14 protein-coding genes are annotated in these 20,688 nt (G+C 39.9%); all 14 read left to right on the top strand.

Translation table 11 applies throughout. The features are described from left to right. The 14 genes from PZ638_RS18150 (at window position 1) to PZ638_RS18085 (ending at window position 20,675) form a co-directional block, all read left to right on the top strand. The gene (locus PZ638_RS18150) at window positions 1–3,762 is read left to right on the top strand and encodes a nitrate reductase subunit alpha (protein WP_137019289.1); all 3,762 of its coding nucleotides are present in this window, start codon (window positions 1–3) and stop codon (window positions 3,760–3,762) included. Beyond that, window positions 3,762–5,303 carry a nitrate reductase subunit beta gene (gene narH, locus PZ638_RS18145; protein ID WP_094962391.1) on the top strand — a complete coding sequence of 514 codons (1,542 nt, stop codon included), beginning with the start codon at window positions 3,762–3,764 and terminating at the stop codon, window positions 5,301–5,303. Before PZ638_RS18150 ends, narH begins: the two co-directional genes overlap by 1 nt. Further along, complete coding sequence (gene narJ / locus PZ638_RS18140; RefSeq protein ID WP_094962392.1) at window positions 5,300–6,022, top strand: nitrate reductase molybdenum cofactor assembly chaperone; 723 nt, start codon at window positions 5,300–5,302, stop codon at window positions 6,020–6,022. Before narH ends, narJ begins: the two co-directional genes overlap by 4 nt. Beyond that, window positions 6,019–6,696, top strand: a complete 678-nt coding sequence (gene narI / locus PZ638_RS18135) for a respiratory nitrate reductase subunit gamma (protein ID WP_004259342.1) — start codon at window positions 6,019–6,021, stop codon at window positions 6,694–6,696. Before narJ ends, narI begins: the two co-directional genes overlap by 4 nt. 296 nt (window positions 6,697–6,992) lie before the next feature. Beyond that, window positions 6,993–7,952, top strand: a complete 960-nt coding sequence (locus PZ638_RS18130) for a D-2-hydroxyacid dehydrogenase (protein WP_096864453.1) — start codon at window positions 6,993–6,995, stop codon at window positions 7,950–7,952. A 30-nt stretch (window positions 7,953–7,982) separates the two neighbouring features. Next, window positions 7,983–8,792: a class I fructose-bisphosphate aldolase gene (locus PZ638_RS18125; protein ID WP_004259316.1), complete on the top strand. Its 810-nt coding sequence runs from the start codon at window positions 7,983–7,985 to the stop codon at window positions 8,790–8,792. Between the two features lie 37 nt (window positions 8,793–8,829). Beyond that, window positions 8,830–9,870 (top strand): zinc-dependent dehydrogenase, encoded by a 1,041-nt coding sequence (locus tag PZ638_RS18120; RefSeq protein WP_036958064.1) that lies wholly within the window; start codon window positions 8,830–8,832, stop codon window positions 9,868–9,870. A 20-nt stretch (window positions 9,871–9,890) separates the two neighbouring features. After that, the gene (locus tag PZ638_RS18115; protein WP_096864455.1) at window positions 9,891–11,393 is read left to right on the top strand and encodes a xylulokinase; all 1,503 of its coding nucleotides are present in this window, start codon (window positions 9,891–9,893) and stop codon (window positions 11,391–11,393) included. Between the two features lie 135 nt (window positions 11,394–11,528). Beyond that, window positions 11,529–12,851 carry an MFS transporter gene (locus PZ638_RS18110; protein WP_004259309.1) on the top strand — a complete coding sequence of 441 codons (1,323 nt, stop codon included), beginning with the start codon at window positions 11,529–11,531 and terminating at the stop codon, window positions 12,849–12,851. Between the two features lie 80 nt (window positions 12,852–12,931). Then, a complete protein-coding gene (locus PZ638_RS18105) occupies window positions 12,932–14,077 on the top strand; it encodes a glycerate kinase (RefSeq protein WP_004259307.1) in 1,146 nt (381 codons plus the stop codon). Window positions 14,078–14,252: 175 nt separating this feature from the next. After that, window positions 14,253–15,410, top strand: coding sequence for a sugar diacid recognition domain-containing protein (locus PZ638_RS18100; RefSeq protein WP_110591140.1), 1,158 nt, complete (start codon window positions 14,253–14,255; stop codon window positions 15,408–15,410). Between the two features lie 1,392 nt (window positions 15,411–16,802). Continuing rightward, window positions 16,803–17,333: a fimbrial protein gene (locus PZ638_RS18095; protein ID WP_036958062.1), complete on the top strand. Its 531-nt coding sequence runs from the start codon at window positions 16,803–16,805 to the stop codon at window positions 17,331–17,333. A gap of 79 nt (window positions 17,334–17,412) precedes the next feature. After that, window positions 17,413–17,964 carry a fimbrial protein gene (locus PZ638_RS18090; RefSeq protein ID WP_004259299.1) on the top strand — a complete coding sequence of 184 codons (552 nt, stop codon included), beginning with the start codon at window positions 17,413–17,415 and terminating at the stop codon, window positions 17,962–17,964. A 20-nt stretch (window positions 17,965–17,984) separates the two neighbouring features. Continuing rightward, window positions 17,985–20,675 (top strand): outer membrane usher protein, encoded by a 2,691-nt coding sequence (locus PZ638_RS18085; protein ID WP_004259298.1) that lies wholly within the window; start codon window positions 17,985–17,987, stop codon window positions 20,673–20,675. Window positions 20,676–20,688 lie beyond the last annotated feature (13 nt).

Here is a 20,688-nt window from a genome sequence, read left to right as displayed (position 1 = left end):
ATGAGCAAGTTTTTAGATAGATTTCGGTATTTTAAGCAGTTGGGCGAAACCTTTTCAGGTGATCACGGGCAAGAGTTAAATGTAAACCGTGATTGGGAAGATGGTTATCGTAGCCGCTGGCAGCATGACAAAGTCGTGCGTTCCACCCATGGTGTCAATTGTACGGGCTCTTGTAGCTGGAAGATTTATGTCAAAAATGGGTTAGTGACTTGGGAAACTCAACAGACGGATTACCCACGAACTCGCCCAGATTTACCTGATCATGAGCCGAGAGGATGCCCTCGTGGTGCGAGTTACTCTTGGTATTTATATAGCGCAAACCGTGTTAAATACCCAATGATGCGTAAGCGCTTACTTAAACTATGGCGTGAAGCAAAAGCGGAGCAGCAAGACCCTGTTGCAGCGTGGCTATCTATTATCAATGACCCACAGAAGGCACAAAGCTATAAACAAGCTCGTGGTCGTGGTGGTTTTGTTCGCTCAAGCTGGCAGGAGGTGAATGAACTGATTGCGGCAGCGAACGTCGCGACGATTAAAGAATTTGGTCCTGACCGCATTGTTGGCTTTTCACCAATTCCCGCGATGTCGATGGTTTCCTACGCCTCGGGTGCTCGCTATTTATCGTTAATTGGTGGCTCATGCTTAAGTTTTTATGACTGGTATTGTGACTTGCCACCTGCGTCACCCATGACGTGGGGCGAACAAACTGACGTACCTGAATCAGCGGATTGGTACAACTCGTCTTATATTATTGCTTGGGGTTCTAACGTACCGCAAACGCGTACGCCAGACGCACACTTTTTTGCAGAAGTGCGTTATAAAGGGACGAAAACGGTCGCGGTGACGCCAGACTACGCGGAAATTGCCAAATTATGTGACCATTGGTTGAACCCGAAACAAGGAACGGATAGCGCCATGGCAATGGCGATGGGGCATGTGATCCTCAATGAATTCCATGTAAAACGTGAAGCGGAATACTTCCGTGAATATGTGCGCACTTATACCGATATGCCGATGCTTGTTATGCTAGATAAGCGTGAAGATGGTTCTTATGCCGCAGGCCGCATGCTACGGGCATCTGATTTACATAATTCATTAGGCGAAGAAAAAAATGCCGAATGGAAAACTATTGCGATTGATGAAGAGACAGGTGAATTATGTGCTCCACAAGGTTCAATGGGATTCCGTTGGGATGGCGGCCAAAAATGGAATTTAGAACCGCGTGCTGGGCAAGATGCACATAACATTAAAATGAAACTCAGCTTGGCAGATAGCCATGATGAATTTGTCGATGTTGGTTTTCCTTACTTTGGTGGATTAGAAAGTGAGCACTTCCAGCATGTTGAACTTAAAGATGTTTTATTACATAAACTGCCCGCTAAACGTATTCAGTTAGCTGATGGTAGCGAATCATTGGTTACTAGTGTTTATGATTTAATGCTAGCGAACTACGGTATTGACCGTGGTTTTGGTGATGAAAACTGTGCGGTTGATTACGATGATATGAAAGCGTATTCACCTGCGTGGGCGGAAAAAGTCACTGGGGTTAGCCGCCAAAATATTATTCGCATAGCGCGTGAGTTTGCCGATACCGCAGAGAAAACCCATGGCCGTTCTATGGTGATTGTTGGCGCAGGGATTAACCACTGGTATCACATGGATATGACCTATCGTGCGATTATCAATATGTTGATTTTCTGTGGTTGCGTTGGGCAAAGCGGCGGCGGCTGGTCTCATTATGTTGGGCAAGAGAAATTACGGCCACAAACGGGTTGGTTACCTTTAGCCTTTGGTTTGGACTGGCAGCGCCCACCTCGCCATATGAATAGCACATCTTTCTTTTATAACCATTCAAGCCAATGGCGTTATGAAACAGTCGCAACAGAAGAGTTGTTATCGCCTCTAGCCGATAAGCAAGCCTTTAGCGGCAGTTTGGTTGATATGAATGTACGTGCAGAACGCATGGGGTGGCTGCCGTCAGCACCACAATTAAATGTCAACCCATTAAATATTGCGAAGAATGCTCAAAGTGAAGGGATGTCACCCACTGACTATACTGTTAAGCAGTTGAAAGAAGGGAATATTCGCTTTGCTTCAGAGCAACCTGATGACCCTCAAAATTTCCCACGAAATCTGTTTATTTGGCGTTCAAATTTATTGGGTTCCGCAGGGAAAGGCCATGAATACTTACTGAAATACTTATTAGGAACTGAAAATGGTATTCAAGGCAAAGACTTAGGTCAACAAGGCGGCGTCAAACCAGAAGAAGTGGAATGGCAAGATAAAGCGGCAGAAGGGAAAGTTGACTTAGTGGTGACTCTCGACTTCAGAATGTCGAGCACCTGCCTGTTCTCGGACGTTATTTTACCGACTGCTACTTGGTATGAAAAAGACGATATGAATACCTCGGATATGCATCCATTTATTCACCCATTATCAGCTGCAGTTGACCCAGCTTGGGAATCCAAAAGCGATTGGGAAATTTATAAGGGGATTGCCAAAGCATTTTCTGAGGTCAGCGTTGGGCACTTAGGCAAAGAAACGGATGTGGTGACGCTGCCGATTCAACATGATAGTGCAGCCGAGATGGCACAGCCTTTTGATGTTAGAGATTGGAAAAAAGGGCAATGCGAGCTTATTCCAGGGAAAACAGCGCCGCATATTATCTGTGTTGAGCGTGACTACCCAAATACTTATGCACGTTTTACCTCTCTTGGCCCATTGATGGATAAATTGGGTAATGGTGGTAAAGGGATCAATTGGAATACACAAGATGAAATTGATTTCTTGAAAAAACTCAATAAAACCCAGCCTGACGGTACCAATGCTGGGCGGCCAAAAATTGAAACGGCAATTGATGCCGCGGAAGTCATTTTAACACTTGCACCTGAAACCAATGGGCAAGTGGCAGTAAAAGCATGGGATGCATTAAGCAAAGTAACGGGCCGCGACCATACTCATCTTGCTCGTTATAAAGAAGACGAAAAAATCCGTTTTCGCGATATTGTTGCGCAGCCGCGTAAAATTATCTCAAGCCCTACATGGTCAGGGTTGGAAGATGAACATGTTTCCTACAATGCCTGTTACACCAACGTGCATGAAATGATCCCATGGCGGACGCTCAGTGGTCGTCAGCAATTGTATCAAGATCACGAATGGATGCGCGCCTTTGGGGAAAGCCTTGTGGTGTATCGTCCACCAATTGACACTCGAGCGGCTCAGCCACTTATGGGGAAAAAATCCAATGGGTTCCCAGAAAAAGCACTGAACTTTTTAACACCGCACCAAAAATGGGGGATCCACTCTACTTACAGTGACAACTTATTAATGTTGACGTTAGGTCGCGGTGGTCCAGTTGTTTGGCTGAGCGAAGAAGATGCCCGCGAACTGGGTGTTGAAGATAACGATTGGGTTGAAGCTTTTAACAGTAATGGTGCATTAACCGCTAAAGCGATCGTTAGCCAACGTATTCCTGATGGCATGATCATGATGTACCACGCCCAAGAACGACTGATCAACTTACCAGGCTCTGAAGTTACGGCTCAACGTGGCGGAATTCATAATTCGGTCACGCGTGTTTGCCCGAAACCTACGCATATGATCGGTGGCTATGCGCACCTTGCCTATAGCTTCAATTATTACGGAACCGTAGGTTCTAATCGTGATGAATTTGTGGTTGTTCGCAAAATGAAACAGGTTGACTGGCTGGATGGTGAAGGTGATGCCTACCAGCAGACCTTGAGCGGAAAGGAGAAAGCATAATGAAAATTCGTTCTCAAGTCGGCATGGTGCTAAACCTTGATAAATGTATTGGTTGTCACACTTGCTCAGTGACCTGTAAAAACGTGTGGACTAGCCGCGAAGGGGTAGAATACGCATGGTTTAATAACGTCGAAACCAAACCAGGTATTGGTTACCCCCATAATTGGGAAGACCAAGAAAAATGGAAAGGAGGCTGGATCCGCACCATTAAGGGTAAATTGGTTCCACGTATGGGGAACAAAGTTGGCGTTTTATCAAAAATCTTCGCTAACCCAGATGTACCTGCTTTGGATGATTATTATGAGCCGTTTAATTATGACTACGGCCATTTAAAAAATGCTAAAGAAGATAAGCACGTACCGACAGCACGCCCTCGTTCATTAATTACTGGTGAGCGAATGAGTAACGTGAAAATGGGACCAAACTGGGAAGATGATTTAGGCGGTGAATTCGCCAAACGAGCCCAAGATAAAAACTTTGAACATATTCAAAAAGAGATGTATGGGCAGTTTGAAAATACGTTCATGATGTATTTGCCACGCCTGTGTGAACATTGTTTAAACCCAGCTTGCGTCGCGACCTGCCCAAGTGGTGCAATTTATAAGCGCTCAGAAGACGGTATTGTTTTGATTGACCAAGACAAATGCCGTGGCTGGCGTATGTGCTTAACTGGTTGCCCGTATAAAAAAATCTATTTCAATTGGAAAAGCGGTAAATCAGAAAAATGTATTTTCTGTTACCCACGTATTGAGTCAGGTATGCCAACGGTTTGCTCTGAAACCTGTGTTGGTCGTATCCGCTATTTAGGGGTATTGCTGTATGACGCCGATAAAATTGAGTCGGCTGCCAGTGTCGAAAAGGAAACCGACCTTTACCAGAGCCAACTTGATGTTTTCCTTGATCCCCATGATCCAAAAGTGATTGAAGAAGCGCAAAAACAAGGGATCCCATTAAGTGTGATCGATGCGGCACAGAAATCTCCAGTGTACAAAATGGCGATGGAATGGCGCTTAGCTCTGCCATTACACCCTGAATACCGCACGTTACCAATGGTGTGGTATGTACCACCTTTGTCACCGATCCAGTCAGTGGCGGATTCAGGGCTATTAGCTAATAAAGGTGTATTGCCGGATGTCGAAAGTTTACGCATTCCAGTGCAATACCTTGCGAATTTGTTAACCGCAGGGGATACCGAACCGGTGTTATTGGCGTTAAAACGTATGTTAGCGATGCGCCATTTCAAACGGGCAGAAACCGTGGAAAACCAATGTGATACCAGTGCATTAGAGCAAGTCGGCTTAACACAAGCTCAGGCACAAGAAATGTACCGCTATTTAGCCATTGCTAACTATGAAGACCGTTTTGTCATTCCATCCAGTCATCGAGAATTGGCGCGTGAAGCATTCCCTGAAGCGAAAGCTTGTGGCTTTAGTTTTGGTGATGGTTGCCATGGCAGCGATAGCAAAGCGAATTTATTTAATAGCAGGCGCATTGACGCCATTGATATCACACCAAAAAATAATCAGGAGAAAGCACTATGATGACACTAAAAGTGATTTCTCGGTTATTGGAATACCCTTCGGAAGCGCTTTGGTTGCATCGTGATGAGCTCATTGAAGCGCTAGAACAGGCTGATGAGCTGCCTGTCACACGGGCTGTTCAACTGATGGTGTTTGTGCGTGAGTATCTCAACGAAGACTTACTTGATATGCAGGCGCAATATTGTGAACTGTTTGATAGAGGACGCGCGACATCATTATTGCTATTTGAGCATGTACATGGCGAATCCCGAGACCGAGGGCAAGCGATGGTTGATTTAATGGCTCAATATCAGCAACAGGGTTTGCAAATTGATTGCCGTGAATTACCCGATCATTTGCCCATTTATTTGGAATACCTCACGGCATTACCGACCGATGAAACTATCGAGGGGCTACAGGATATTGCGCCAATTTTAGCGCTGTTAGGGGAAAGGTTGAAACAGCGAGAAAGCCGTTTCTCTGTTTTATTTGATTTTTTACTTGAGCTTTCCCATAGCGACATTGCTGCGGAGCAATTAAGCAAACAAGTAGCAACCGAAGTACGGGATGATACCCCAGAGGCGCTAGATGCAGTTTGGGAAGAGGAGCAAGTGAAATTTTTTGCCGATGAAAAAACATGTGGTAGCGAAGTTGCAGCGCATCAACATCGCTTCGCCAATGCGGTGGTACCACAGTATTTGGATCTCAGTGTGGGCAGCCATGTAGGAGTTCAAAAATGAATTTTATCAATCAATTTTTCTTCGATATTTACCCCTATATCGCTGGGACGGTATTTATTGTCGGTAGTTGGTTACGTTACGATTACGGGCAATACACGTGGCGAGCGGGTTCCAGCCAAATGTTGGATAAAAAGAACATGCGTTTGGCATCAAACTTATTCCATTTGGGGATTATTGGGATTTTTGTCGGGCACTTTTTAGGTATGTTAACGCCTCATTGGATGTATGAATCTTTTCTGCCAATGCACATTAAGCAGTTAATGGCGATGATAGGTGGGGGATCAGCAGGTGTGATGATGTTAATTGGTGGCGCGATGCTATTGAAGCGCCGCCTGACAAACCCACGAGTGAGAGCAACTTCATCCTTTGGTGACATCATGATCTTAACCTTGCTGGTGGTGCAAGTTTGCTTAGGATTACTTACCATTCCATTCTCAGCACAACATATGGATGGTAGCGAAATGTTGAAATTAGTGGGATGGGCACAGTCTATTGTGACATTCCATTGGGGGGCATCCAATTACCTTGAAGGGGTTGGCATTGTTTTTAAACTGCATATTGTGTTGGGGATGACGATATTTTTACTCTTCCCATTCTGCCGTTTAGTGCACATTTGGAGTGCACCTATCGAATACCTGACTCGTCGGTATCAATTGGTGAGAAATCGCCATTAGGTTTGGGTTCCACAAGGAGGTGGGCCAATACATTGCTTTTGTACAACTTGTTCTTGTGTAAACAACAAATATTGCTATTTTGGCGCCCCATCTCATAGGAGATGGGGTTTTTTTATTCATCACATTCTTGTGATCGAATTCATAACAAATTGTGCATTTGCACAATTATATTCAATTTTTCACGTTAAAAACTAGTCATTCTTACAATGCCTTCCTGATAAGCGAATTATATAATTTTATTAAATCAAAAAGTCTAATTGACATTCATTTTGTTGATTAATTGGGTGGTAATAAAAATGACAGTTAAAATCGTGTTTCTCGATCATGACACTTTCCCTGAAGGAATAAATATTAAGAAAATAAATAAAGAATATAGTTTAGAACTATATGGGAAAACATCGGAAGATGAAATTATTGAGCGAGTGAAAAATGCAAACATTATTATTACCAATAAAGTAAAAATCACTAAAAAAATTATTGAATCTGCAAAGCAACTCAAATTCATTTCTGTCGCTGCAACAGGAACGGATGTGATTGATATTGGTGCTTGTAATGAGCGTAATATATTAGTTTCTAACATCAGAAATTATGCAATAAATACAGTGCCTGAGCATACGTTTACCTTGATTTTAGCCTTACGTCGTAGCTTATTAGCCTATGCACAATCAGTACGAAATGGTCGTTGGCAAGAATCAGGCCAGTTTTGTTATTTTGATTATAAAATTAATAATTTAGCTGGGTCGACGCTTGGTATTATTGGTGATGGTGTCTTAGGTAAGGCAGTTGCTGATATCGCAAAAGCTTTTGGTATGAAGGTGTTATTTTCCACATACAAAGGCACGAATAATATGGGCCCACTATATACACCATTTGAGGATGTTATTGCGAAAAGTGATATTATTTCTATTCATTGTCCATTACTCAAATCCACCAAGGATTTAATTAGCTTTTCAGAATTCGAACAGATGAAACCGTCTTGTATTTTAATTAATACAGCACGAGGTGGGATCGTTAATGAAGAAGCATTATATGGCGCTCTAATAAATAATAAAATATTAGGTGCAGGGTTTGATGTTTGCATTTCAGAACCACCCGAAAAAGAAAGCTATATGATGAAATTAACTCAGTTATCAAATTTTATTCTTACCCCTCATATTTCATGGGCTAGTTTTGAAGCCATACAAACCTTATCAGACATGATGATGGACAATATCGAAGCCTTTTTATCTGGCCATCCTCAAAATTTAGTTAATTAATTCACTCATTGATTTAAAGAGGTCATTAATATGTTTTTAGGAAAAGAAATTCGTTTAAAAAGATTATTAAATAAAAAATCTGGCCGCCTTCTTGCGATTACTATGGATCATCCGATTACACGTGGTGTATTACCGGGAATTGGTGATATTAAATCTGTCATGAAACAGGTTGTTGCGGGTGCACCTGATGCCATTACGATGCATAAAGGTATTATTGAAAAGGTTTATCCTCCGTATGTTGCTTCCGATGTTTCTATCATCATGAAAGCGACAAGTTATTCCATACCTTACCATGAAGCTTATGACACACCCGTTGCTGACGTTGAAGAAGCGATTCGTTTAGGAGCAGATGCAATTTCAGTCGGTTGTATTATGGGAGGACCTGAACAAGCACAGCAATTGACATTTTTAGGTCAAGTATCAAAAGCCGCTGCTTCCGCGGGACTGCCTTTAGTCGCGCATATTTATCCAAAAGGTCCAATGATTGAAGATAGTTTTGATGCGAAAAATCTCGCTTACTGTGTTCGCGCAGGCGCTGAGCTAGGTGTCGATATCATCAAAACACTTTGGTCAGGTTCCCCTGAGACATTTAAATCAGTCGTTGATAGCTGCCCAGCAATGGTTGCTTTAGCTGGCGGTGATATGGGGAGTGATCTTGTTAGCTTCCTAACAAATACACGTAAAGCATTAGATATTGGTGTTGGTGGTGTGACATACGGGCGCTTCGTATGGCAGCACGAAAACCCAACAGCAGTCATTAAGGCTCTGAATGCATTAATTAATGATGATTGTTCGGTTGACCAAGCTATCGCGGAATATAAGCAAGCTGGTGGCAAATAACTAACGTTCATAGCTGTTATGCATGGGGGAGGAAAAAATGAAAGCAGCGGTATTGTATGCGCCTAATGAACTTAGAGTGGCAGACGTTAAATATCCACAAGTTGGTAAAGGCGATGTGGTTATTAAAGTCAAAGCAGCCGCGATTTGTGGAACTGACGGACGGATTATTTCCGGTAAAAAAACTAAAGGTGTGCGTTACCCTTCTGTAATAGGACATGAATTTTCAGGGGAAATTGTCGAAGTCGGTGAAAATGTGACTGACCTAAAAGTCGGTGACGCAATCGCTGTTGATCCTGTAGTACCATGCCGTTCTTGCGTTTATTGCCGAATTGGTAAAGAAAATGTCTGTTTAAATCGCCAAGCTATCGGATATGAGTTTGACGGTGCTTTTGCGGAATATGTTCGAATACCAGAGGTTGCTTTGTCATCGGGTAACGTCTTTAAGATACCGCAAGGGATGTCTTTTGAAGCCGCAGCATTAGCTGAGCCGTTAGCTTGCTGTATCAATGGACAAAAAAATGTGGGTATTGAGCTTGGTGATACGGTGGTCATTATTGGTGCGGGGCCTATCGGGTTAATGCACGTGCAACTTGCGCGTTTCTCAGGTGCGACAAATATTATTGTGAGTGAACTCAATGAACAGCGCCAACAGGCTGCGTTAAATTGCGGTGCAACACGCGTCGTTAATAGCCAGCAAGAAAACTTACTGGATGTCGTAAAAGGCTTGACGGAAGGTGTGGGGGCAGATGTTGTGATTATTGCCATTGGCATCCCTGGATTAGTTAATCCTGCGTTGGAACTCGCTAGAAAAGGCGGGCGTGTTAACTTGTTCGCTGGTTTTTCAAAAGATGATATGGCGCAAATTGATGTCAATATTATTCACTACAACGAGCTTATTCTTACGGGAGCCAGTGCGTTAAGCCGGGAAGGATACCAACAAGCTTTGACACTGATTTCTTCTGGCTTAATTGATATTGAGAAATTAGTGACTCACCGATTTGTTTTAGATGAGATCAACGAGGCCATGGCAACCGCTCAAAAAGGTGACGCGATTAAAATTATTATACATAACAATTAAAAGCAGGCGTTGGAGGCAGCATGATGGACAGTGTCTATTTGGGAATTGATGCAGGTAGCAGTAGTGTGAAAGTTTGTGCGTTTAATTTCCATGGAGAATTATTGGCAAAGGCTTCACGTGATACCAATATTATTTCCAAATCTCCCAAAAATCATGAAATTGACTTAAATGATTTTTGGAGAAAGACCGCAGATGCAGTTAAAGAAGTGACTTCTCAAGTAAAGAATATCGTATCTGTGAGTTTCTCTGTTGCTTGCCCAACGCTGGTTTTATTGGATAAACATAATAAACCTGTCGCAAATGGGATTACTTACCTCGATGGGCGTTCCGAAGGCTTCATACAGCAAACACTTGGGGAAAATATAACGCATGTTCGGGCGCTTTCTTGTAATAGCCCAAGTCCGTCTGCATGTTGGGTAGGAACGTTAGGATGGCTACAAGAACAACAGCCGGAATTAATGCAAAAAGTTCATAAAGTCGTGCTACTTAATAGTTTTTTATCTTTAAAGTTAGGGAGCCAAAAAGCCGCCATTGACCCGACCCAAGCTGCGTATTCTGGCGCAGTGGTTTTGGCGAAAGCTCCTAAGTGGTCAAAAGAATTATTAAGGTATTGGAAGTTTAATCACGATATTTTGCCGCCGATTTACCAATGCACCTCTGTGGTTGGTAAAGTGAGTAAAGAAGCCGCTCAAGAAACGGGATTAAAAGAAAATACGCCAATTATTTTAGGGTCGGCAGATACCGCCGCTGCAGCATTCGCGGTTGGGTTACTTGACCCTGAAACGGCTTTTGAATCAACAGGAACATCGGGAGTCATTACGTTTTGCTTAGAAGAGCCAAATTTTGATCCTCGTTTTATGAACCGGTACCACATCGTCCCCAATCAATGGTTGGCCCATGGTGCGATGTCGACAACAGGGGGAACATTCAGTTGGTTAAATCAGGCTATTTGGCCGGAAGTTAATGACCATGAACAGTTGGAAATATTTTCAAAATCATCAGTACCTGGTGCCAATGGCTTAATTTATCTGCCTTATTTAGCTGGAGAACGTAGCCCTATTTGGGATGTTAATGCATCGGGAGCATGGATAGGCTTACGTCTAAATCATACTCGCGATGATATGGTCAGGGCGGCATTTGAAGGTACAGCATATGGTCTAAAACAGATCTTGAATATTGCTAATGAAAAATGGGGAGTGATATTAGATGAATTACTCAGCGTAGGAGGTGGATCACGTAATACATTATGGACTCAAATTAAAGCGGATATTCTTCAGGTTGAATATAATATTGCCCAAACAGCAGACGCAGCGGCTTTTGGCGCCGCAATGGTTGGTGCGACAGGAGCTGGTTTTTTCTGTGGCATTAATGACCCTGATTTACCGATTATAAAAACAGAAGATATCACATTCACACCAAATCAAGATAAAAAAACACAAGATACTTATGACAAGCAGTTTAATATTTACAATGGGCTGTATCCTTTATTAAAAGAAACAATGCATAGCTTGTCGAGTAAATAAAATTATTTGAAGTAAGTTTAAATTAAATAACGTTCCTAAATGTTAATTTTAATGAATTAGCAGGGATCGTTTCATTCTTAAAAAAGCAGGTAATAAAACGTGTATTAAATAATAAACTGCTCTGGAGCGAAAATAATGATAAATTCAAATCCGATTAAGCCAAAGACGAATTATCGTTGGGTGGTATTAGCCCTGATTTTTATCGTCTATGCTGTAAATTATGCAGACAGAAGTAATATTGGTGCGGTTCTACCTTTTATTACTGATGAGTTTAAATTAACTAATTTAGAAGCGGGATCTCTCGCGAGTATGTTTTTCCTCGGTTATGCTTTATGCCAAATACCCGCGGGCTTTTGGATGGCAAAACGTGGGATCAGAGGAATGGTGTCATTATCCATTCTCGGTTTCTCCGCCATGACTTGGTTTATTGGCTTAGCCCAATCTGCCTTTGCAATTAAGTGGTTGCGTCTCGGCCTAGGTATGGCAGAAGCGCCAACTCCTGTCGGGTTAACGTCGACAATTAATAACTGGTTTCCAGCAAAAGAAAAAGCAACTGCCACTGGGGTTTATATTGCTTCAACGATGTTTGCTCCGATTATTGTTCCACCATTAGTCGTTTGGATTGCATTAACTTATGGATGGCGCTGGGTCTTTATTCTGTTTGCTATTCCCGGTATTTTTCTCGCTATTATTTGGTATTTATTTGTTAGAACAAAACCAGAGGAAAGCCGCTTTGTTTCACAAAGTGAATTAGATTATATTCGTGCCGATAATTCAGAAATTGCAGAAAAGAAAATAGAAGGCAATATTGTTCTGAGTCCTAAATTTAATACGCTAGATAAATTTATTCGTGTTAAATCAGTCACACCATTAAGTTCAGCTTCCCAAATATTTAAATCTAAAAATATTTGGTGTAATACCATTTCTTATTTCATGATGGTCAGTATTTTATATGGAATATTAACCTGGATACCTTCTTATCTGGTGAATGAAAAAGGCTTTTCATTTATGAAGATGGGCTTTGTTGCATCAATGCCATTTGTTGGTGGGTTTATCGGTTCGATTTTTGGTGGCTGGATTTCTGATAAAGTTTTTGGTCGTCGTCGTAAACCTACGATGCTATTTACCGCAGTAGCGACGATTGCCATGATGTTAGTGATGTTGAATGTTCCTGAAAGTACGACTGCAGTTGCGCTTGCCCTTTTCTCGGTTGGTTTATTCTTGAATATTGGCTGGCCTGCATTTACTGCTTATCCAATGGGAGTTGCTGATAATAATAACTACCCAATTGCGATATCTGTTGTGAATAGTGGAGGAAACTTAGGTGGCTTCGTTTCACCTATGATGGCAGGGCTATTGTTAGATATGACTGGTAAGTTTGATGCTGTTTTCTCTTACTTTGGTATCTGTGCGGTGATTGGCTTAATTATGATCCTGTTACTTGATGAACCGAAATAATAAAAAGTCGTATCAGGTGGGGCAATACCCACCTGAATTTTTAACTTATTGATAATAAAAATTTCTAAAGGATTATTTTTATGAAAATAGTCATTGCACCTGACTCATTTAAAGAGAGTTTATCTGCATTGAAAGTCGCAACGGTTATTGAGAACGGGTTCAAAGAGGTATTTCCACATGCAACTTATGTAAAGTGTCCTATTGCGGATGGAGGTGAAGGCACTGTTGTGACGATGGTTGAGGCTACCCATGGCGAAATCTATCACCTTGATGTTATTGGTCCTTTAGGCACGAGTGTTCAAGCATTCTATGGTTTATCTCAAAATAAGCAGCAAGCATTTATAGAAATGGCTGCGGCAAGTGGGCTAGAGCTAGTCCCTGTTGAATTAAGAAACCCGTTACTTACGACATCATATGGAACAGGAGAATTGATAAAAGCCTGCCTAGATACTGGGGTAAAGCAGATTATTATTGGTATAGGCGGGAGTGCAACTAATGATGGCGGAGCAGGAATGTTGCAAGCACTTGGGGCCAAATTATTAGATTCACATGGGCAACAAATTAAATTAGGAGGACAAGCACTTGCCGACTTAGCGTGTATTGATGTCAGTACAATAGACCCTAGGATAAAAGCTTGTCAATTTAGTATTGCTTGCGATGTTTCGAACCCATTGATTGGTAAAAATGGTGCATCTGTAATATTTGGCCCCCAAAAGGGTGCGACAAATGAACATATTGAAATGTTAGACAAAAATTTAGAACATTTCGCAGATATCATTAAGCGAGATTTGCATGTTGAGGTTCATTATATTGCAGGAGCCGGTGCAGCAGGAGGGATGGGAGCAGCTTTACTTGCTTTCCTAAAAGCGGAACTTAAGCCTGGCTTTGATATTATTGCACAAACCTTGAACCTTGAATCACATATGGTAGGGGCGAGTTTAGTCATTACAGGGGAAGGGCGATTAGATAGCCAAAGTTTGAATGGCAAAGTGCCTTTCGGCGTCGCTCAGTTAGCTAGAAAACATAAAATACCCGTTATTGCCATTGTTGGAAGCCTTGGTGATGACCTCAGTCATTTACAACAATATGGTATTGATTCAGCGTTTAGTATTTTGCATAAAATCAGTTCACTAAAAGAAGCACTGAATAACGCTGAAAGTAATTTATTTAATTGTACTAAAAATATAGCGAATACGTTGAATATTAAAATTGACAACAAGAATTGAAGTAATAATTTGAAAATTTAGCTTTGTTTGCTTTATTTTGAATTGAATTTATTTTTCTTGATTTTTTCAATGAATATTGAATACTGGAACCAATTAAATTAATAATAAACATTATTAAAACTTATAGTTTAAAATCTTGTTTCTATTTTACAGCACCAGTAAAAGAGGTTGAAATATGTATGATTATTGTCTTACCTCCAAATTAGCGCAAGAAATCGTTGATAGAACCATGAAGATTATTGATTGCAATATTAATGTTATGGATGAAACTGGATGTATTATAGGAAGTGGAGATAGTAATAGATTAGGAGAATTTCATGAAGGCGCTTTGCTTGCAATAAAGCAAAAGCGAACGGTTGTTATTGATGACGCCACTGCAAATCATTTACATGGGGTTAAACCAGGTGTTAATTTACCTCTTTATTTGAATAGTAAAATTATAGGTGTAATAGGATTAACAGGAGAACCAACCCAAATTAAACAATTTGGGGAGTTGGTTTCAATGACAGCCGTAATGATGCTAGAGCAGGCAGAGATTTATAACCATTTGAATTTAAACGATCGTTTTAAAGAAGAAATTATTCTAACTTATATCGAAAATGGAACAATTCCCGATAATATAACTGAATGGTCTAAAAAGCTTAATATTAATTTTTCTATTCCACGAGTTGCTATAATTATTGAATTAGATAGTGGCCAATTAGGTGTGAATAGTGCATTTAGTGAATTGCAAGAAATTAAAAAGCTAATTGAATATAAGAATCCTGATAACTTAGTCGCTATTCAATCTTTGACGGAAATTGTTTGTTTAACTCCTGCGCTAAATAAGTTCAATCGATGGGATATTGATAATGCAAAAAAGAAAATTATAAAATTAGAATCAGACATTCAGAAGTTATTTAAATTACAAGTGAAAATATCATTAGGTAATTTTTTTTTAGAGCCCGCAGAGGAATCGATTAAAAAATCATATGAGACGGCTAAAATTACCATGCAAGTAGGGAAAGCTAAGAAACCTCAGTTAAAAATTTACTGTTACCAAGATATTATGCTACCGGTTTTATTATACGGTTTAAATTTTAAATGGTCTTCAGAAGAACTATTAAAACCATTGAATACATTATTACATGAAGATTCTAATGGTGTGCTAATTAAAACATTAACAGTCTGGTTTAAAAATAATTTATTATCTCGTGAAACAGCTAACGAGTTGTTTATTCATAGAAATACATTAGATTATCGTTTAAAAAGGATATCTGAGATAACAAAATTAGATCTATTAACGATTGAAAGTAAGGTATTGTTGTATGTTGCTTTACAGCTGAAAAACTAATCCAATAACACTATTGAGGAGCAGTTCTCATAGCGTAATCGAAGAAATGTCATCCTTGTTGGGAATCGCCTCAAACTCTGATGCGACGAAATGGCAGTAAATTTTTAACTTCTTATCTCACATCCTGATTAGTTAGCGGTTATTTGCCGATTCGCAAGTGCTTCGAGCATGATAAGGCTTTTTACCTACATCACATGACCACCCAATGAGTAGCCTATCAGGAAAACAAAAACGTATTAACATCAAACTAAGCTAGCACAGATTGTTTTTAATCTGCTAGAGATCAATCTATCTTCTATTTTGCTCAATAACGTCTAATTTAATCATATTTTAATTCCAATATTTTTTATTGGTATTTTTACTTAAATGTATAGCCTCTATATTTTAACTATCACCATTAGGTCAGTGATGTAATTATCGAGAATAACTTAAGGTGTTCTGTTTATTCATGGTGGGTTTTCTAGAAACTGACTTTATCCAACGTATATTAATTTAGTTAGTTAATCTTAAAAAATAACCTAATTGTAATTATAGGAGCCAATTTTTGGGTTTTTTGAGGCTTAAAGATAAGATTTATATAATTATAGATTTATTGAAAATTACTTTTTATTACCATTTGAAATATTTTGCAATGAAGTTTTTTTCTAGTAGATACTTATTTAATTTGTTTGTTCTTAATTGTTTCTATTTTCATTTCAATTTAAAAAAATGTTTTATTATATTATTGTTTTCTAGGTGCTATTCATATAAAAAACACAAAAATTTAATGTATCTATATGATATTTATTGTTTTATGTTTGTTTTTCTTTTTGGCTTAAATGTAACAATCAGTGAATTAAGAAACATTATGAAAATATTTAATTGTTTTTTTTGAGATGTTTCTGATTAATTATTTTTCAGTAAACTTTTCGTTTTAATGATTTTATCTAATTCTAGTTTTATTATTATCTTCCACCTCATTTTTTTTCACTAATAAGAACCCGTTTTATGAGTATAAAAAACTTTATTAGTAATGATTGGGTTTATTTTGTGGTTTTTTATTAAAAAAAGGTCGGTTTAATTAGATGTACATCACTCGTTTATCCAGTAATGGAGTATTTAAAATAGAGTATTCTCTGGATTATATATATATATCACTAACTTACAATGTGAGTAGTTAATTAATCTTCAGATTTGACATAACTAGAATGAGATATAATAATGGCACCGCATTGATGCATTGTTTAATTATTTTATTTATTAATGGAGTTTGATAAATAGGAATAGTTATTAGTGTCAATCCTTAATATTTACTAATCGAATATATTTTAAGAAAAAATTAAAATAATCAGATTGATAATAACTCATTATTTTAATTTGTGTCGTCTTTTTTATCTAATGGAAATGTATAAAATGAAATTAAATAAACTTGCTTTAGTATTAGGTTTAGGTCTGGCAGTAGTTGCTGGTTCTGCTTCTGCAAACCAAGGTGGCGGTCAAGTCACTTTCAAAGGTTCAATTATTGATGCTCCTTGCTCAATTCCACCAGGTTCTCAAGCATTTGAAGTACAAATGGGTGCTATCGCGACGTCTGCATTAAACGGTGGCGGTAAAAGTATTGCTCGTGACTTCAATATCCAATTAGAGCAGTGTGACATCACAACTCTGAAAACTGTTCAAACTACATTTACTGGTATTCCAAGTACTTCGGTAACTGATGGTTTAGCTATTGCTGGTACTGCGAAAAACGCGGGTATCGTGATCACTGATTACAACGGAACTAAAATTGCTTTAGGTGCTAAATCACCATCTCAAACTTTATTAACTGGTGCGAACACATTGCGTTTCCAAGCTTATTTGCAAGGCGATGATGATGCAGCAAACAAACCAGCTGTACCAGGTGAATTTGATGCAATTGCAACATTTGCTCTGAGCTACCAGTAATTGGTATAGCCCGTACAAGGATGTATGGGCACTAATTTTAATGCATTGAAATTGGTTATTAAGTTGAAATGGAGTCGCTATGAATCACTTTGGCATCATTGTCATGGTGCTTTCAGGAATGATATTTGCCCCGATAGTTAGTGCGCAAAATCAAAATTCTCGGGCACAAAGTCAGTTCAAAGGAACTGTTACCATGGGCGGTTCAATCATTGAGAGCCCTTGTGCAATAGATGCAGATAGCCGAGATCAATCAGTTAACATAACGACTGTACCGGTTAGCCAGATAATTCACGACAGAGAAAGTCCTACAAGTGATTTCTCTATACGCCTTATCAATTGTGTTTTAACACCGGTAACTCCTGGAACTCCTAATTGGCAAACTTTCAATATTACATTCGATGGTCCAACAGATGGCCGTAACTTCGATGTTTTTGGGCATGCAAATGGATTGTCAGTAAAAATTTCTGATACAGCTGGAAATGTAGCTATACCTGGTAGAGCAATGCCTGATTTACCCATTAGCGCAGGCAATACAACTCTGCATTATAAGGTGCGGGTAGTATCTAATAATAAACGTTTAAAACCAGGGAATTATCAGACAACTATCCGTTTTAAAATGGATTATTACTGAGTTATTACTAAGGGACTATTATGGCTCTGCAATTAAAAAGTAAAAATAAAGTATTTAATAACTCAGTAAGTTATTTTTTAACGCCTGTTGCTACCATGGTGTTTCTTGCTATTGCTCATATAAATTTAGCTAATGCAAATAATGATAGTATTGAGTTTAATACAGATGTTTTAGATCTTCAGGATAAAAAAAATATTTCCTTAAACGAGTTCTCTCGTGCGGGCTATGTTATGCCAGGGAAATATCCATTTAAAATTAATTTAAATAATCGCGACTTAGCTGACATTTTTGATATTGAATATATCGAGGATCCTAATGATCCAAGTATGACGGAGCCTTGTTTAACGCCAGATGTTGTTGAACATATTGCTTTGCGCGATGAATGGAAGAAAAAGGTTGAGTTTGCTAAAAATGGCCAATGTTTAATTCCAGAAACGATCCCTGGAATGACAGTAAGCGGTTCTTTAGCCAAAGAAACAGTCACAATTACTGTACCTCAGGCTTATATCGAATTTACTTCTGATAACTGGGATCCGCCATCTCGTTGGGATGAAGGTGTACCCGCCCTAATTTTTGACTATAACTTGAATGCTAACTTAACAAGGCCTGCGGATTCAGCCAATACCCAGTCAGTTACTGGTAACGGTACAACTGGCTTTAACCTTGGTGCGTGGCGTTTTAGGGCAGATTGGCAAGCAAGTTATAATCGCACTAATGGGCAATCGACCGACCGTAAATGGGATTGGAGCCAATATTATGCCTATAGAGCAGTAAAAGAGCTAAATGCAAAGCTCACGATGGGTGAGCAATTTTTACGTTCAGGACTATTTGACTCGTTCCGTTATATGGGGGCCAGCCTGATCTCTGATGAAAGAATGCTACCACCAAACCTACGTGGCTATGCACCGGAGGTGACTGGCGTTGCAAGAACCAATGCAAAAGTGATCGTGACTCAGCAAGGACGTGTTATTTATGAAACACAAGTTGCTCCGGGGCCTTTCCGTATTCAAGATTTAAGTGATGCGGTTAGCGGTAAATTAGATGTACGCGTCGAAGAGCAAGATGGCTCTGTACAAGAATTTCAAATGAATACCGCCTCTATTCCTTATTTAACTCGTCCAGGCTCAGTTCTGTTTAAGATTGCAGGTGGACGACCGAATAATATGGAACATGAAACAGAAGGGCAAGGGTTTGTTACGGGGGAATTTAGCTGGGGGGTCTCCAACGGTTGGTCATTATTCGGCGGTGCAATAGCAGCAGGTGACTATAACGCGTTATCACTCGGTGTTGGTCGAGATTTACTCGCCTTTGGTGCAATTTCATTCGATGTCACCGAGTCACGCGCGAAACTGAAAACAGATAACAAAATCTATACGGGGGCATCGTATCGCTTAAGTTATTCAAAACGTTTTGAAGACTATGATAGCCAAGTCACTTTCGCAGGATACCGATTCTCTGAACGTGACTTTATGAGTATGAACCAGTACCTCGATCGTCGTTATAGAGGTGTGGAATTCGATAATAGTAAAGAGCTGTATACGATTACATTTAATAAGTATTTCACCAGTGCAGATCTGACCGCGTATCTGAACTATAACCACGAAACCTATTGGAATAAGCCAGCGGCAAAACGTTATAACCTTTCTATTGCGAAATATTTTGATATTGGTCGTTTTAAAAATATCAACTTAAGTTTAACGGCATTCCGTAACAAATTTGATAATAGAAATAATGACGACGGGCTATATATGAATCTTTCTTTGCCTTGGGCAGATAGAGCGTCAATTAGCTACAACAATATGGTGACAAGAGATGGTAACTCACACACCGTCAGTTATTTTGATTCCATTGATGATAAGACGAACTATCGCGTGGGTACTGGGGTAAGTAACCGAGGCCGTGGAACTATTGATGGTTTCTATACACGTTACGCTGATTTAGCAACACTTACTGCAAGTACCAGCTATATCAATGGCGATACTACCTCAGCTGCATTTTCTTTACAAGGTGGTGCTACAGTCACAGGGCATGGTGCTGCATTGCACCGCATTAATACCCCAGGTGGAAGCCGTGTGATGGTGGGAACTGAGGGGGTGAAAAATGTGCCTATTCAAGGTTTTGGGCCGACCACTGAAACCAATATTTTTGGTAAAGCGGTAGTTGCTGATATCAGTGATTACTATCGTACCAGTACATCCATTGATGTGACTCAATTGCCTGACAACGTAGAAGCCATCCGGACATCTCAGCCAATTACGCTGACTGAAGGGGCTGTAGGTTACCGCGAGTTTGAAGTGTTATCGGGTATTAAAACCATGGTGAGATTGGCATTGGCAGATGGAAGTTATCCGCCATTCGGTGCCACCGTGAGAAATGAGAAGAATAGAGAGCTCGGTATCGTAACTGATAATGGGTCTGTGTATATCTCAGGTATCAACCCAAATGAAGTTTTAGATGTGTATTGGGATGGAAGTGTGCAATGCAAAATTCAGGTTCCAGAAAATATTACCACGGCTGAATTTAACTCACTGTTATTACCGTGTACAAACAGCCCAAGTGTTGAACCTGGGTATATGCCAGCAAAAGCCGTTCCTGTTGGGCAGTCTGCTCCAGTTTACAAGCCTGCGCCGATTAAACAGGGCGTAGCGCCGAGTCAGCGTTGGTTATTAAAACCACCGGATATTGCTTACAGCACAGATTATACAGAGTAACCCAAGTTGCTTG

Source organism: Providencia hangzhouensis, assembly GCF_029193595.2.
Classification (GTDB): Bacteria; Pseudomonadota; Gammaproteobacteria; order Enterobacterales; family Enterobacteriaceae; genus Providencia; species Providencia hangzhouensis.
The sequence above is the reverse complement of the archived record's forward strand: the minus strand, read 5'-3'. Positions and strand labels throughout refer to the sequence as shown.